Source organism: Plebeiibacterium sediminum, assembly GCF_026013605.1.
Classification (GTDB): domain Bacteria; phylum Bacteroidota; class Bacteroidia; order Bacteroidales; family Marinilabiliaceae; genus Saccharicrinis; species Saccharicrinis sediminus.
Map to the genome: position 1 here is coordinate 23,964 of NZ_JAPDPJ010000039.1, position 16,281 is coordinate 40,244.

Below are 16,281 nucleotides of genomic sequence, written 5' to 3' on the forward strand. Positions count from 1 at the left end.
GTTAGTTTATTATTGAAGGTTTGATAAAAATATTAAGTTTTCCCTCTGATTTTGATTTTGATTTTGATGAAAATATCAAGTTTATAACAGGAACTCTTGATAACAAAGGAAAACCTCTACGTGTATCACTTTTCTGAGCTTCTTCTAAACCTCCTAAAAGAATCATTTCCTGATCTTTAATACGAATCATTGAATCAAACTTTCTGGAAACTTTACCTGGAGGGGCATTTTCTTCAATACGATCTGTAAAATCACTTTGCTCAACACTAATTTGAAGTGTAATATCCTGATTTCCGGAAATAATTGGCTTTATATCTATTTTTAATTCAGCTTCTACAGGTTTATAAGTAGTTGTAGTTTGTGAAGAAGATGTAACTGACCCATATAAAGTATTTAATTCTTCTTTATAATATTCTGTTCTGCCAATACTCATCGTTGCTTTATGCCCATTCATCGTTGCTAATTGAGGAGTTGACCTGACATTAACATATCCATTTTCATCCAGTGCATTTAATGTCATATAAAAGTTTGACTTCACTTTTCCTAAATTAACCCATCCGGCACCATTTATCCCCTCCACTATCTTATTAATACTATTTGAACTTACAGTTAGTTCCGTAGAAGGAAATATGTTACCAGAGGTTGTGACCGTTTCATCCGTTAAGCCTGCAGAAATTCCGGTTGATAGTTCTTTTGAATTGTTATTATCAATAATAATCACTTCAATTAAAATTACAGGTATTAGTTTATCAACTTCTTTTAAAAACTCTTGTAACCTTTGTATGCGATCTTTTGCTCCTGCAATTATAAGACTATTCATATCCGGATAGTCAATTATTTCCATATCAGCTTTTAAATTTTCAGGAATAATATATTGCAATGAATCAATTGAACGATATCGCATCTGCACCATTCTTACTTCCTGCATTTCAAGAACATCTCTTGCTCCTATCCAATATGTTCCATTTACTTCCCTTATGGCACTTGATAATCCAGCAAATACATCCTCCAATATTTGCTTAAGACCTACTCCCTTAACTTTTGTTGAAACCTTATCATTGACTTCACCAATAACCTGATACGAAATATTTAACGGATCAAACAACTTTTGCAATACTTGCTGCAAGTCAGCATTCTCTGTATTGACATCTATCGAATCACGACTATACACATTAATATCAATTATTGATTGGCCATTAGTTTTGTTTTGAGCTCTGCTTGAAAATGAATTCCTGTTATTTCTGTTACTCCTAACTTCACTAGAGGCATTTTCGCCTACGTCATTAACTAAATCTAATACATAAAATCCTTCATCAGATTTTGAAACAGAAAGATTATTTGCAATTGCCAGTTTATGTAAGGCACTTTCTAGTTGCATTTCTTTAATATAGGAATTTACAATTGTATTTCGTGCTGTTGGTGTACTAGCAATATTAACACCTGTTTCTTCTGTAATTACTCTTAATACTTCATGTATAGGAGCATTATTGGCTTCTAATGTTAAAAGGTTGTTTTCCTTATTGTATAATACCGAACTTGAAATTGGTTTTTCATCAGGAATCAGAATCCTTGATATATTAAGTATATTACCAATTATTTCTATATTTACATTATAGTTCTTCTGTACAAAGACCAGCAGATCTTTTACCTGAACATTTGTAAAATTATTACTAACTGGTTCATTTAATCCCATATCCAGATTAACATTCAATCCGGCCTCGTTAGCAACACCTCTGATAAACTCGTGCAAAGGAATATCATTAACTGTAAAATCAATATTTTTATTTAGTGCTGGTAACGTTTTAGAAATACTGTCCAACTTAAATTCTAAAGACTCTTTTATTTGTGCTTGAGCGATAACTATAAATGAAGAAAATATAAAGAGTAAAATAATCCGGTTAGTTAACATATTGTGATTAGGTATTATTTTGTTAATCTGGTATTAATGTATTAAATATAATATTAGTTTTTATAAGCTTAACTCGATAAAATCGGATAAACTTCATCTAAAGAAGTAAGCCCTTCTTTTACTAAGAAAAATGCAATATCTGATAATTCCTGAATATTCTTTTCATTTAAATAATCCTTAACTTCAAATGATTCGTGACGTATATGCTCCTTTAAATTTCTATCAATAGGTATAATCTCATAAAGTGCTTGACGACCTTTATAACCGGTGTAAAAACACTGATCACAACCTACTGGAAGATAATGTGATTTTATGAACTCAGGAGCTGTGAAACTTTCTGGATATAAATCCGGATCTAAATCTACTTCCTTTTTACAGGAAGGACACAATTTACGAATCAATCGCTGTGCTACTGATAGATTTAATGTTGATGCTACAAGATATGAGGGAATTCCCATATCAACCAATCGAGTAACCGTACTCCATGCTGAGTTAGTGTGAATTGTACTTAACACCAAGTGGCCTGTTAATGCAGCCCTCACTGCCATACGAGCCGTTTCCGTATCTCTGATTTCTCCTAACATAATAATATCAGGATCCTGACGAAGAAATGTTCTCATAGCACTGGCAAAATCAAGCCCAATAGACTCTTTTAACTGAACCTGGTTAATTCCATCTAATGTATATTCAATAGGGTCTTCTATGGTTAAAATATTGGTTTCTTCTTTATTTAATTGCTTTAACGTAGCATATAACGTTGTAGTTTTACCCGATCCTGTAGGTCCACTTATTAAAACTATACCATTTGGCTTAAGCACGCCTTCTGAATAGTTTTTTAATTGCCTTTTATTAAAACCTAATAAGTTTAAATCAATTTGGGTGGCATCGCGGTTTAATAATCTCATAACGGTTTTTTCGCCATACAAAGTTGGTAAAACAGATACCCTGATATCAAATTTATGATCTCCTTCTGAAAATATTATTCTACCATCTTGAGGTAATCGTTTCTCCGAAATATCCAGATTAGCTTTTATTTTAATTTTATTTATTAAAGCAGGATAATCATGTTTAGTAACAATATATCTTTCAACCAGCTTTCCATCTATGCGAAACCTGATACGACATCGTTCTTCAAAAGCTTCAAGGTGAATATCACTACTCTTAATTCGTGCTGCCTCTTCTATTATCTGACTTAAAAAATCACTGTTGCTTTTTAAATTTAATTCCTGAGCATTATTTTCCTCCGTAGATTGTTCTATACGTGGATAAAACCTGTTTAACTGAGTAACTACCCATCCCTCTGTTTCTGCATATAATTCAACTTCAATACCTAATAAAACAAGTAACTCATTCTCTAACTCATATTTATCACTTATACCCTCACAGTAATAAAATGCGGTTATGCCATTTCTTTCTGATTTTGGAACTATTTTATAGTGCCAAGCCTGATTTGTGGTTAACTTTTGCTTTAATTCTGTAGTTAAGTCTATATTAGATGCCATATAAGTTAATTTTTAAAGCAACCTGATAAATCATGATTAATATTGAAGCTATTCCAGCAAAAGGAATTAAAGTATATTTATTTAATTTAAAATATTGACAAACTAATGTATATATAATTGAACTTATACCAGCAGCTATAATAAACCAAATAAATCTGATTGGTTCAAAATATAACGTTGCTATCATTAAAATCCATACATCCCCCCATCCAAAGGCTTTATTAAAAAAACGAGAAAACTTTTTTTTATACTTGAACCACAAATAAACTACCGTTAGTTGAATTATAAACAATGCCAAATTTATACCTGTGTTCAAAATGAACAATTGCCAATATGTAGTTGAATATAATTGCTGCGCAACTGAAAATAGCGTTAATAAAACAAATATAATTAAAGGAATAGAGCGGTCTTTAAAATCAAAAAAACTAACGCTTAACAATAAGATCCAACATAAAAATTCGAGCCACATTATTAATCTTTTGTAACTTCTACCATATTTTTATCCTGATCTATTTCCCAAACATTGTATATCCCATCACCATCAAAATCAGCAACTGCTGTAGCTCTTGCTTTAAATGTATTGGTACTTACTTCAACCATATCAATTCTATAATTTGCAGTACCGCCTTCACTTGCTAATCGTTCTTGAACAAAATCCACAGCAGATAAATCATCGGTATATGAAGAGTGCATATAAAAATAATTTTTTTGGAGTGTATGCAAATGACTTAGTTGCATTTGGGCTTCAGAACTTTTAGCCTTTGATATTAAAGGCATTAAGTTTGGTAAAGCTATTAATAATAAAATACCTATAATAACCAATACAATTAACATTTCTTGCAAGGTAAAACCTGTTACTCTGTTATTGAACAACTTTTTAATATTACTCATAGATTTAATATTTTAGATTGCAAAACTAATCATTTTGTAATGAACATTTGAAGATATTCGTCAAATAAATCTGTTATTAAACCAAATAGTAAAATAAAAATCATCATCCTCAATAATCCTTAACCTATATAGTGTAGACAAATAATAGTATGCTAACGCACTATTTCATCGTGTAGCTTATTTTTATTTATCTCCACATTCAAATGCTATAATTAGGCTACTTATATTAACTCTTAATAACTTAAAACGGCCACCATAGCATGCTTCTTAAGTAAAAAGACAGATATCTCTGTCTGGCTTTTTTAATTTCGCAATTTAATGTGTATGCTTTACTTATTTACAGCCTGAGAACACGATGCAATCGCAAACGAGCGGCTGTGACCAGATGAAGCCATCAATTGAAGTAGCTTCTAAAATATCTGATTTACTAGAAGTATCATTAGATGATCTGGTCGTTATAACAGATGTAGAGATTAATAAAAATATTCTTAAATGCATCTTGAAACTAAGCAAATTCTCTGATGAAGACAAAAGCCACATCTTTGCTGTATTGGATGCGTTTGTTGCCAAAAGAAAAATTCAAAGTATTTTATAATAACCCGGGTTACAAACCCTAACATTACACAAAAAGAGCCACAACTTTTTAAATTATGACTCTTTTATAATATTTACAGTTCGCTTATTGCACGGAAAACATTTCCGCGCCAGCTGGGGTTATAGCCGATTTCCAAAAACAATTCTAAACGCCTGGTTTGTGTAATGTAATTTCTCGATGGTTTGCTGTTGTTGATTGCTCCACGGAAGTAACCAAAGAGTTTTGTAAGCAATTCTATCTTTCCGTTTCTGCTTATTGGTTCTGGTGGTGCTTGGTCTTGGTGTGCTGTTGCTTCAATTGTGTTTATGAGTTCTGTTGCCTTTTTCAAAGCCTCGTGTTTATTGCATTTCTCTTTTAATTGAATAAATTCTATTGTATCGCCATTGGCTTTGCAGCCAAAACAATTAAATGTATTTGTATTTGGGTATACTTTTAGGCTTGGTTCTTTTTCTTCATGGAAGGGGCATTTAAGCATGTGGTTTCGGTTGGCTTGTAAACCGTAGTGTTTTAGAACTGTTTCGATGCTTAAACGCTGTTTTATTTCTTGGATTTCCATGCTGTGAAATATTAGTAATTTTTCTTAATTGCTAATATTTGGTACAAATCTATAAAATTTTATTACTCAATCGAAGAATATCTAATTTTAATCCGTAAAATATTAGCAGTATATTTGCCTATGCTGCTAAAAAGAACAGTTTTAATACCAAATATTATTTAACATGGAGACTCTTGGTAAGAAATTAAGAGAATGCAGGGAAGCAAAAAAGCTTTCTCAAAACGAACTGGTTAAATTAATTGAAGCCCATCACTCCATTATTGGCAAGTATGAGCGTGACGAAGTAAAACCATCTATTGATGTGGTTAAAAAAATTGCCAACTTTCTTGATACTACAGTTGGATACCTTTTAGGGGAGACACAAGACAAGAACCTATTAAAAGACCCTGCAATACTTAAACGATTGAACGAAATTTCCTCATTTAATGATTACGACAAGGAACATATTCTTTATGCCATTGACGGACTGATTAAGTCAGTTAAAATCAAAAATATTGCAGCTTTATAAATAAAGTTTTTTATCCTGCGAAATCATGCTGGAACCAACAAAGATTAGCTTAACAGACTGTACCTTACAAAGAAAATTTAAGCCCTTTCAAAACTTAGCACTTATAATACTAGGGGGACTTTGGTTAATCATCATTCTATTATTGCTAATTGACAATTACACTATACGTACTATTGCTAGTTACTTAATATTAATCAGCACAATACCCTTTTTAAGCTTTGTTTTACTTTCAGTGCCTTTTCTCTTTATCAAAGAAAAAGGCATAGCAGCCATAACAAAAGACTATTTAATAATTAATGGTCAATCTTATAATATTAATGAAGTTAAAATATTTATTAATATTGAAAATAATAAGCTTTGCAAGCTACCTATACAAGACTTAGTTAAAAAAACTCCTAAATGGGGTAACTTTTTAATCCTAAATGATAATTCCCAAGTTGAATTTATTCCTTCCCTTAATCTGAAGCTATTTGAAAATATTATTGGTTACGAAAAAAGGCCAGCTCTTTATGTTAAAACAGCTGACCTTTTTGACGATATCATGTCTATACTTTGGGGAGCATCTTAATTATAAAAGATACTCTACTAAGATTCCAATAGTGAAAAGTAATACTAACACCCTAATTGATTTTCTTGTTTTAACCCCATGTTGTTTCACCCAGGATTCATATTTATTTTGTCTATCTCCTCCAAAATTAACTTTCCCAACACTATAGTAATATGCCAAGCTCATAACACAATAAAAGACTATCACTAGGATTATTTTTACCCATATTTCCATGCTAATTCCCTCCATATCTTTTTAAAGGTTCAATGTATGGTTTAACTATCTGCCAACCCGCATTACCAATACTTCCAACCCGTCGTAACATATTTGGATTAGTAAAACCAAGCTCTGCGGCTTGAATTAACCTCCTTCTAGACAAGCCAAAATCACCTGAAAGTTCCATAAAAAACTGAACATCCCCTCCAGTTGTCCACTGACCAGCAACTCCACTATCAATTATAAACCCTACTGTCCCTAATATATTACCAGGTGCATTTTCAAGTGTTGTATTTCCAGTCCATGCACCATAAATCTGAATAGGAGCACTTATATTCCTTGCTGCTCCATCTGCTATAGAATAGGCTCCAGCAACTTGTGTTACTCCAGTCGGAGCTAACATCATGCCTATTCCTGCTTTTATTTCCTGAAAACCAGCATAAGCATTAAAACCTGCTCCAACAGTAACCCCAATCTCATGACCATGGTCGGCAACCCAACCTATAGATTTATCAATCCAAGTACCCCCTTGCGATGTGGCAACATTACCAACCGCATCTATAGTTTCCGATCTATTACCAATTTTATTTCCTGTATTTTCAAGTTTACTACCTTCCGCAGCATCACTAAGTGATTGTTGTAAGTCTGCATAAGTATTCCCTCCATTTCCTACCAAAGACAAATTGTTCCAATAAGTAATAATATCTTCATCAGTTACTACATAGCTTGAATCTGTTTCTGTTACAGCCATACCAGTCGGATCAATAAAATTAATAGGGCTATTTAAACAGTAACTATAATTTGATGAAGCAGAATACAAATCAGCTAATGGGTCAATACAATGCCACCTAGCGATGGCTGGATCGTACATCCTTGCCCCATAATCATACCAATCCAAAACACTACCTCCTATAGCATCCTCTTGAAGCTCTTTACCGTTATAAAGGTATTTATTTTTAGCACCAGAGTTAAATTGCTCTGCGGCCATACCAAATGGATAATAAAAGCTAACCTGATTGGATACATTGTTTTCGTCAACAACCACACGGGTATTGCCTAAGTGATCTTTTAAATGATACTGGTATATGGCACTGCTTCCATTCATGGTTATTGTTCCTTCGCTGTGTAATACTTGTTTTAAGGTGCTTTCTTCGTAAATAGCCGATCCTGCATAATAAGTAGTTTTGCCGCCTGCAGTTTTGGCTACTTTTTGTCCATCAGCGGTGTAAATATAACGAATTGTTTTATTATCGTCACCTGTTAATAATTCAGGTAGGTTTAAAAAGTTATATTGTACATTAGCAAGACCTTTGTTTTTGTCTGCAGTCATATTACCATTAAGATCGTAATTATACTCTGAACCACTACTACTCTTTTCTTTAAATCCAACATTATCATTAGCTGCATCGTTAACACTCAATAACTGATTACCACTATAACTATAGCTTAAGTTATCAATAATAGTTCCTGCCTTTGTGCGGGTTAAGCTACCTATGTTACCATTTAAACTGTAATTACCAATAGTTACATCATACATACCTTTATTCATATAGGGTTCCTCCCCTAGTCCGTAATTGGCTTTTGTAAGTCGATTTATACCATCATATTCAAAAGCATAGGCACACATTTCGTTTGTTATATCCCCTTTAGATTCCGTTCGCCAAATCATTGATGAAATGTTACCATTATATTGCTTATGTTCTACATCTATCAAACCAGTTACCAGGTTATCATAATCGAGCCTCATAGCAAATTTTTTATTGCCTGTGGCTGCAACTGTAGGGTCATTTATCTGGGTTAACCAACCACGTATGTTATATTGATAATCCATTTGCTGAACATTATCTTCTCCAACTTTCTTAGTAATTAATTTTCCCAATTCATCATATGTATTATCAACAAGTAATACCTCACCTTTATCATTAATTTTATGGTAATGTTTTAATAATCTTCCGGCATGATCATAGTCAAAGCGCTCATCAATAATCTTTGTGGTTCCCTGAAATACATTTACTGTTTTACTATCTTTAACCTTACCTACAAAATCATATTTATTACTTACCAATGTAAAGTTAGCTCCATTATTAGACGGATATAATTCTGATAAACTCTGAATACCCCTATACTTTTTATCATAATAGTGTGTAGATACAATCCATTGTGGTGTAGCACTAAACTCATTTCCATCTAAAACTTTTGTTCTTGAACCTGTTACTAGTCCTTTTACCTTTGCATTATTTGTAGTTTCATCACTTATATTATAATACAAGCCTGCTTTAAAGTCTTTTTTTCCTTCAAAGTCATAATCGTCGTAATAAGTTACGGTTAAGTAGGATTTATTATCAATCCCTGAAGGAAAACTCTGATTGGTATAATTGAAATTACTACCTATTGATGTTTTACTTTCCCACAGTTTACTTGGATAACTAGCATAATATGAATCAATTGAAGCTTGTAAATCAGCACGACTTTGTGCACTATTGTATATACCTGTAATAACAGGTCTGTTAAAAACATCGTACTTTGTAAATAACCACTGGTTTTTTTTACGGAATTCCCCATCTTGAGTGGCTACCAAACGGTCTCTGTTGTCATAAACCATATAAACAGATGCTGCTCCCGGAATCTTTTTCTCAATCATTCGCTTTTCCCGATCATATTTATAGGAATAAATTAACTCAGCTTCTCCATTACAAGCCGAAATGCTCAAACTATTGCCATGTGCTGGACTAAAGCTAAAGTTTTTTAAAGTTACACAAGCTCCTTTATATACAAGATATGTATTTGCTTCAGGCAAGTTTGAAAGAGTTCGATCTTTTTCTACAAACTCTACAGGGTGATTTATATCATAATATGTATAAATATCTCTTACTGCTTGAGGTGGTATAACATATCTTAATAATCCAAAATCATCATAAACATAATATGTATCAACAGATACCACATGGCCATCATTCTCAACATAATTACGTTTTAACACAATCTCTCCTTTTGGATTTTTAAATTCCTCTGTAGTATGTAATTTACCCGATTCTGATGTCCAGTTTTCATCTTTTACTATGGTTTTATATAGTACTTTCTCAACATAAAAACCTTTATATTTTAATTTATCATCTTCAATATCAAACAATTTGACTTCATCAGTATGGTTCATACGGTATTCCATTTTAATGGTATGACCACTTTTATATGTACTTTCTTCTGATGAATTCGGTTGCCATGCTTCTCCTGGTGCTCCTTGCTCCACTATTCTGTTAAGCGGGGACCCATCAAACACCGACAATGAATAAGTAGCTTGTCCATTGTTACTTCCTTGTTTTGATAAATAGTAAGAATCACAATCCTCTCTTGCCGGCAATGTTATAAACTCCACATTACACTCTCCTGTAGATGTAGATGAAGGATATGGTAAATGTACTTTTTCTTGAATATTAAGCCAATTTAAATCAATTGGCTGCCTGATGTCTTTACCCGAAGGTGAAGCTTGCCAATTTACCACCTCATAAGGCAAACCTAAGCCATCGTAGTACTTTATTTGAACACTCTTACCCTGTTTGGTTAAACCTTGTAAATCATTTAATGTTTTTACACCATTATCAGTTATTGTTGTTTCAATAACATAGTTTAGATAATTTGGGGACTGAGCGTTTAAACAAAGTGATGGCAATAGCAAAATCCCTATAATATATATATAATATTTCATAACAAAATTAATGTAAAAGTTCCCAGAAATTGTCTAAATCGTATTCATAGTGTTTTAATATATTTCCATCATTATCTGTAACTGTTGTTAAATGGCCAAATTTATCATAGTCAAAATAAGTTGTTTGACCATTTACATCTGTTTCAGAGGTAATCCCCGTTAATGGAGCATATGTATAAGTTGTAACCATTGCATTAGGTAGTAATTCTCTAAAAGGTATTTGACTTGCTGGGCACACCCCTTGTCTTAAGGCATCTAATATTGGCATATTCGAGTATGTTTGACCAGCTAAAGCATTTTTTACTTCTGAATAAGTGGCATTTTTTAATTTAGCAACTGGGTATGCACCTTCATATCCCCATACAAAAGCTTCTTTAAAGCCTTTTGAAATGATGGTTGTTGGTTTAAAGAAATCCTCATCGTATGAAATGTACTCTTCAATCAATTTAAAATTACTATCATAAATGACCTTTCCATATGAATCTACATAAGGATCTGCAACAGATGTGGCCTGTTGACAGTTTAATTCATATGTTGCTTCGGGTACAATTTTTCCATTAAATTGCTTATATGTTGTATATGTTCCTGAAATTACCTTATCATCTTTTTTCACTATTTTTTGAACAGGTACTCCTCGCATATTATTGGCAACCATTAATTGTAAAACTAGAGCTTGTTCTGATAAATTTGTAGTAGTATTATACCTTATTTCTTGTGGATATACGATTTCGGTTTTAATAACTTCTCCATCACCTAAAGTATTGATAGAATTATCGAGTACACCCGGATCAATGAAACTAAAACTACTTTCCAATTTGGTTGAGTCAACAACTGAAAAATCAGAATTATAAAAATATTTAGTTTCCTCTCTTTCCCTTAATGTTTTGCCATACATAACATTCTCTGATAGCCCTGCTAGTATTCTTTCATTCTCCCCTCCGTCATCATACTCTTCCCATGTTACACCATAAATCCTCCTATAATTATAACTGTATTCATTTGTAACCTTTTTAACAACATGGCGTTGATTATCTAAATAAACTTCTTTTTTGAGAGCACCTACAGCTGCTTTATTTAAAGAAAAACGGGGCAGTGGATATGCACAATGAACATGGTTATAATTGGCTTCCAGATATCTCACCTCTTCATCACAATGATCATAATTTAGTGCACCAAAAGTAATATTGTTGAAGGATAACACTAGACCGTCAGCTGTAGAGTGAGGATCTTCTCTATAGTTGGTTACAACTAAATTTGTTCCTGTATTTAATCCCAAGGTGGGATAATAATATATTTTAAATCCGTTTTGTTTTCCCGACCACATTGAAGTTATCGTTTCTTCAACTTCACTATAATATACAGGGGCACCAACACTCTGGTTTTGTGGCAGATACGATTCATATGCATAACCTTTTAACCGTGGCCTGTTATCAGAATAATATGGCTTATATACCGTTGTTGCATAAATGGGAAAGTTTACTAAAGTTCCACTAGAACGTAATCTAATTTCATTACCAAAACCATCATCTATTGGTTGGAAATTATCTTCATGCAAACAATATTTGTATTCTATTATTTTACCATCTCGTAGCGAAGTACATGGATTAACCTCCCTTCTCCAAACTCTTTTACCTATTACATCATTACCTCCACCACCAACGGATCCATACCTGCCAGTATATTCGTATTTATGATCTTCATAATAAAACTTTTCATAACCACCTGATGGATAATCAATTTTTGTCAAGTTATAATAATTATCAACCCCTTGGCCAACTTTAAAACCACTCACAGAATAACCGTTATAATCAATTCCTGATATTTGTCCATTATAGTAAATATATTCTGACCAGAGACAAGGTTGACCATTTAACCCCCAATCTACATGCCATGTTCTTGGTTGCATTGCCCAAGCTCGTTGTGGAATATATTGGTCCCAAACATTATCAGGATCCAATTTGTAATCATATTCAAAACTCATTGGCTTTAAATACTCTCTTTCACCATCCTTTTCACAAAATTCTGTAATACTATTGATCCCTCCTGTAACATCATACCCTTTAATCAACTCTCCATTGTTATTATATAAATAAAAATCATATGAGTCAGATATTTCCAAATAACCATAATCATAGATTATTTTTGTTAATTTAGCTATTGGAACATTTTCATACTGACGATAATTTGATACAGAATAAAATTTTTCATATCTCTTAGTTATTGTTTTATATTCAAAAGTTACTTGACCTCCTTTTGCTGTATTAATTTCACTTAAATGCCAGCATACTTCACCATCATTAACAATTCCATCATCTACAACATAGTTAAATAAATATTCGTTTCCGTATACATCTACAATGTAATACCCATCAATAGTTTTTTCTATTTTGCAATCATTATTTTGTACTAATTGTCTAGTAGTTGTCCCATCTGAATTATACTTAACATAAACATCTCCTCTATTTCCAAGAAAGGAATAACTAAAAAGATCTTGTTCATCAAAATGATTACCATTTAAGAAACTACGTATAATATCAGTCTCACTTCTACCAGAATAAATAGAATTTTGATATTCTCTAGCTATCGCATCTCGAATACCTGTATACCTACTTTTAAATCCCTCATAAGCTTGATCGCTGTATATTTTTCCTTCTACATCTCTTTTTTTAAGAATTGTCTGGGTAATAACACCACCTGCCAATAAAGACCAACCTAAACCAAGGCCATTATCGCGTGTTGAGTACGTAATTCCAGTTCCACTGAAGGCTAAATTAACTGGGATTTGAACCCCATTAGCTTCAAGATTAAACAATGGGATATTTACTGAAAGCTGCCCAGTGTGTAAACCAACACTGGTAGCTGCTTCAGAAAAATATTGTTCTGCTTGAGGATTTGTATCTGCTCTATCAAAATGTGTTTGAGCTGATATATCAATTAAACATATTATTCCTATAAGTATTAAAAATATACCTATTTTTAAGTTTTTTAATTTATTCATAATTTCTTGTATAATTTTTTGTTATTTATCACTAGTAATTAATCGCTCTATTTTCTCAAGACGTTCAGAAAGAGTTATAATAGTTTCCCCTCTATTTTTATCTTTTTTCTCAAGCTCAATAGTATAAAGCGTTAACTCCTCCACCTTTTGCAATAACAGTTTATTCATCTCAGCCAAGTTTACACTAGAAGCTTCCATTTCTTCTGCACTGGGTATATCTGGTAAATGTTTATGAGATTTAATGTAGTTTTCAACTTCGGCAAGGTCTTTTAAGGAGTAATCATCGGCAAAAACAAAATCGGCGGTGTTGCCATTAGCTTCTACCAGGATTTCTTCTGCACGTATGGTTCCGGCAACATCAAGTTTTGCATCTGAAGTAGGTGTTTTACCAATACCTAAACTTTTATTTATATAAGTTGCACCATCTCCTCTTACCCAAAATCTTTGAGTATTGGTATCTGGCTCTCCAACAATAAAAAAATCATTTGTTGCTCCTGCATCAAAATCATCTGAAGGATCAATCCATAACTGAGCTGAATTATTATTTTCAATATGACGGATTTCACCAGGATCATTAGTTTGTGCTGAAAATAAAATTTTACTTGTTGTTCCATTTTTTAAAATTTTAATATTTTCAGTGATTAAACTGTTGGTTCTTGTGGTGCCATCTACATCAAGTTTATATGAAGGATTTGAATAACCGATACCTACATAACCGTTTGACCCTTTTATAAACATCGATAATATTTTATTACTACTACTAAGGCGATAAAAATTAATATTACCTCCTGAAGGAGCTGAAGTACTTCCTCCTATTATGTCAATATTTCCACCAACAGGTCCTCTACCTGCAGCTATTTGTATATCCCCAGCATAAGTCAATGAATTACCTGCTGTTATATTTATTTTACCTCCATATCCAGAACCTGTACCTGCATCAATTATTATATCAGAACCATCCCCCACTTTACCATCAAGGAGAATACTTGCAGGTTGAGTCATAAATCCACTAAAACCACTTTTTATAATCCAATCGTTTGAATCTGTTCCTTGTTGAGAAGATGATGTACCCTCTTGTGCCTTAGCTGTACTAACAAATACGATAAGACATAATAACATTAATAAATTTTTCATAATAGTTTTTTTTGTTTTTAGAGTTGTTATTAAAGAGTAGCCGGGATATCCTATCATTATATAATACCACGACTACCTGTGATTTATTGGTTTATAATTTCTCTTGATGATTTATATTCATTGTATAATTCGGGTCGTGTATATTGAGATAGATTTAGCAATAAATCCATTATACGTTTAAGCAAATCATCTGCTTCATCAATTTGAATATCCAGCTGCTCACCTGCTGTTTTACGTTCTACTATTGCATTACGTATATTGTTTTGTTTATTGGAAAAATTGATCAGAGCATCTTGTAATTCAGTAATTTTATCAGGTGCTAAGCCATACTCATGAGCTTCAGTATGTACATTACAGGCATGCTCTAATACTTTTCGAGCATTTATTATAAGCTGGAAATCAGCCAAGTGTGATAATTGAGATTTTGTTATGTCAATATCATTTAGCATAATAAGGTTATCACTAAATGAGGTATATACCTGAAGAACTTGAATTATGTTTAAGGTAATATTTTCAAGTTTTTGACGCTCTTCTGCTTTATCCTTTGTTATACCAGTTGTTATAATAGAGGTATTTACACTAAGTTTTTCTATTTCTGATATTACTGATGCAAACTCATTGAGCGTTTCTGTGAATTTTGGAATTTTTTGGAGTTGACTTTGGTTTTGATTAAGCCATTTTAGTACAACTTTATACATATTGTTCTTTTGTATTGTTCTTTTATCCATAATATAAATAGCTTATTCCCATAAGCTATTTTGGCTTAGCTTTTAGGAATGGTTAATGATTCGTTTATATTTGATATGAGTACTGTATATTAATCACATATATAATTTAAGTTGTATTTATTTTAGGTAAATACTGATCCAGAGCTTGTAAAAATGGTTTCAGCCAATGTCAAGTTCATTAAATCCAATGTAAATACCGTTTCAGGCATTGTTATATCGGTTTCTGCTTATATAGTTATGATTTCAGGATATGTAAATGCGGTTCCTGTTAATGTAAATACAATTTCAGCTTATGCAAATAGTCTTTAACTACCTGCATATATATATGCTATAAATGTTTATGATATCTCATGAAAATGTAATTTGTTTATCGGTTTTGGATCGGTTTATTTTAGGGTTTGTATTTGATCGTTTAATTAATATTTTATCTTTTTGTACTCTTTCTTGGTTATTATCATACAGGATTAATATTTAGTGATGAAAAGAAGAGTTCAAAACTTAATTAAAAGGAATGCAATATGTTTTTAAAAATAAGAGGATATTACATTGTAGTTATGTGAATATGGATTTCATTTCGTTTTAAGTTAGGTCTGTTTAACATGTAAAAATAATTTTATCGCTGGATTATAATTGTTAATATTAGTCGATTTAATTCTAAACTTTTTGAACGTGTAACTATAATGAACAATACTTTATATATAATATTGTATTTATTCTATATATAACATTTACTTTTCGACCTAAACATACATCAAATACTGCTTTTACATATTTAAAAATAGATATTCTACTTTTAAAATTAGATATTTTACAACCATATGACTTGTATATTGGTAACATTTTATTCTATAATTAGTATAGTTTTATAGTATCATTGTGGAAAAAGGACAGATTGTTGATGACGTTAAAACATCAAGTGAAACCATGGCAAAACTGGAAAATTATTTTTCGGTTTGATAGCTATAAGTAATATCAGATCATAGAAAGAGCTGCA

12 protein-coding genes are annotated in these 16,281 nt (G+C 32.1%); 4 read left to right on the forward strand and 8 right to left on the reverse strand.

All coding sequences use genetic code 11. The features are described 5' to 3' along the window. Position 1: 1 nt before the first annotated feature. The 3 genes from OM075_RS15630 to OM075_RS15640 all read right to left on the reverse strand — a co-directional run bounded on the left by OM075_RS15630 (position 2) and on the right by OM075_RS15640 (position 4,302). Positions 2–1,909 carry a type II secretion system protein GspD gene (locus tag OM075_RS15630; RefSeq protein ID WP_301191472.1) on the reverse strand — a complete coding sequence of 636 codons (1,908 nt, stop codon included), beginning with the start codon at positions 1,907–1,909 and terminating at the stop codon, positions 2–4. A 68-nt stretch (positions 1,910–1,977) separates the two neighbouring features. Then, a complete protein-coding gene (locus OM075_RS15635; RefSeq protein WP_301191473.1) occupies positions 1,978–3,411 on the reverse strand; it encodes a GspE/PulE family protein in 1,434 nt (477 codons plus the stop codon). Positions 3,412–3,882: 471 nt separating this feature from the next. Further along, entirely contained in the window at positions 3,883–4,302 is a 420-nt protein-coding gene (locus OM075_RS15640; protein ID WP_301191474.1) for a type IV pilin protein, read from the reverse strand. 385 nt (positions 4,303–4,687) lie between these two features. Here OM075_RS15640 and OM075_RS15645 point away from each other — a divergent pair, with 385 nt between their 5' ends. Next, positions 4,688–4,897, forward strand: coding sequence for a hypothetical protein (locus tag OM075_RS15645; RefSeq protein ID WP_301191475.1), 210 nt, complete (start codon positions 4,688–4,690; stop codon positions 4,895–4,897). 73 nt (positions 4,898–4,970) lie between these two features. Here OM075_RS15645 and OM075_RS15650 read toward each other — a convergent pair whose 3' ends face one another. Next, positions 4,971–5,453: a CHC2 zinc finger domain-containing protein gene (locus OM075_RS15650; protein WP_301191476.1), complete on the reverse strand. Its 483-nt coding sequence runs from the start codon at positions 5,451–5,453 to the stop codon at positions 4,971–4,973. Positions 5,454–5,616: 163 nt separating this feature from the next. Between OM075_RS15650 and OM075_RS15655 the strand changes: the two genes are divergently transcribed. After that, positions 5,617–5,961 carry a helix-turn-helix domain-containing protein gene (locus tag OM075_RS15655; protein ID WP_301191477.1) on the forward strand — a complete coding sequence of 115 codons (345 nt, stop codon included), beginning with the start codon at positions 5,617–5,619 and terminating at the stop codon, positions 5,959–5,961. Between the two features lie 25 nt (positions 5,962–5,986). Then, entirely contained in the window at positions 5,987–6,529 is a 543-nt protein-coding gene (locus OM075_RS15660) for a hypothetical protein (protein ID WP_301191478.1), read from the forward strand. Positions 6,530–6,743: 214 nt separating this feature from the next. On the opposite strand, the gene OM075_RS15665 is transcribed toward OM075_RS15660, so the two are convergent. The 4 genes from OM075_RS15665 to OM075_RS15680 form a co-directional block, all read right to left on the reverse strand. Further along, entirely contained in the window at positions 6,744–10,427 is a 3,684-nt protein-coding gene (locus tag OM075_RS15665) for a DUF6443 domain-containing protein (protein WP_301191479.1), read from the reverse strand. 7 nt (positions 10,428–10,434) lie between these two features. Then, complete coding sequence (locus tag OM075_RS15670) at positions 10,435–13,425, reverse strand: RHS repeat domain-containing protein (RefSeq protein ID WP_301191480.1); 2,991 nt, start codon at positions 13,423–13,425, stop codon at positions 10,435–10,437. Between the two features lie 21 nt (positions 13,426–13,446). Next, positions 13,447–14,559 carry a hypothetical protein gene (locus tag OM075_RS15675; protein WP_301191481.1) on the reverse strand — a complete coding sequence of 371 codons (1,113 nt, stop codon included), beginning with the start codon at positions 14,557–14,559 and terminating at the stop codon, positions 13,447–13,449. Positions 14,560–14,642: 83 nt separating this feature from the next. Then, complete coding sequence (locus tag OM075_RS15680) at positions 14,643–15,287, reverse strand: hypothetical protein (RefSeq protein WP_301191482.1); 645 nt, start codon at positions 15,285–15,287, stop codon at positions 14,643–14,645. 153 nt (positions 15,288–15,440) lie between these two features. Here OM075_RS15680 and OM075_RS15685 point away from each other — a divergent pair, with 153 nt between their 5' ends. Further along, on the forward strand, positions 15,441–15,596 hold the full coding sequence (locus tag OM075_RS15685; RefSeq protein ID WP_301191483.1) for a hypothetical protein: 156 nt from the start codon (positions 15,441–15,443) through the stop codon (positions 15,594–15,596). The last annotated feature ends 685 nt before the right edge of the window (positions 15,597–16,281 follow it).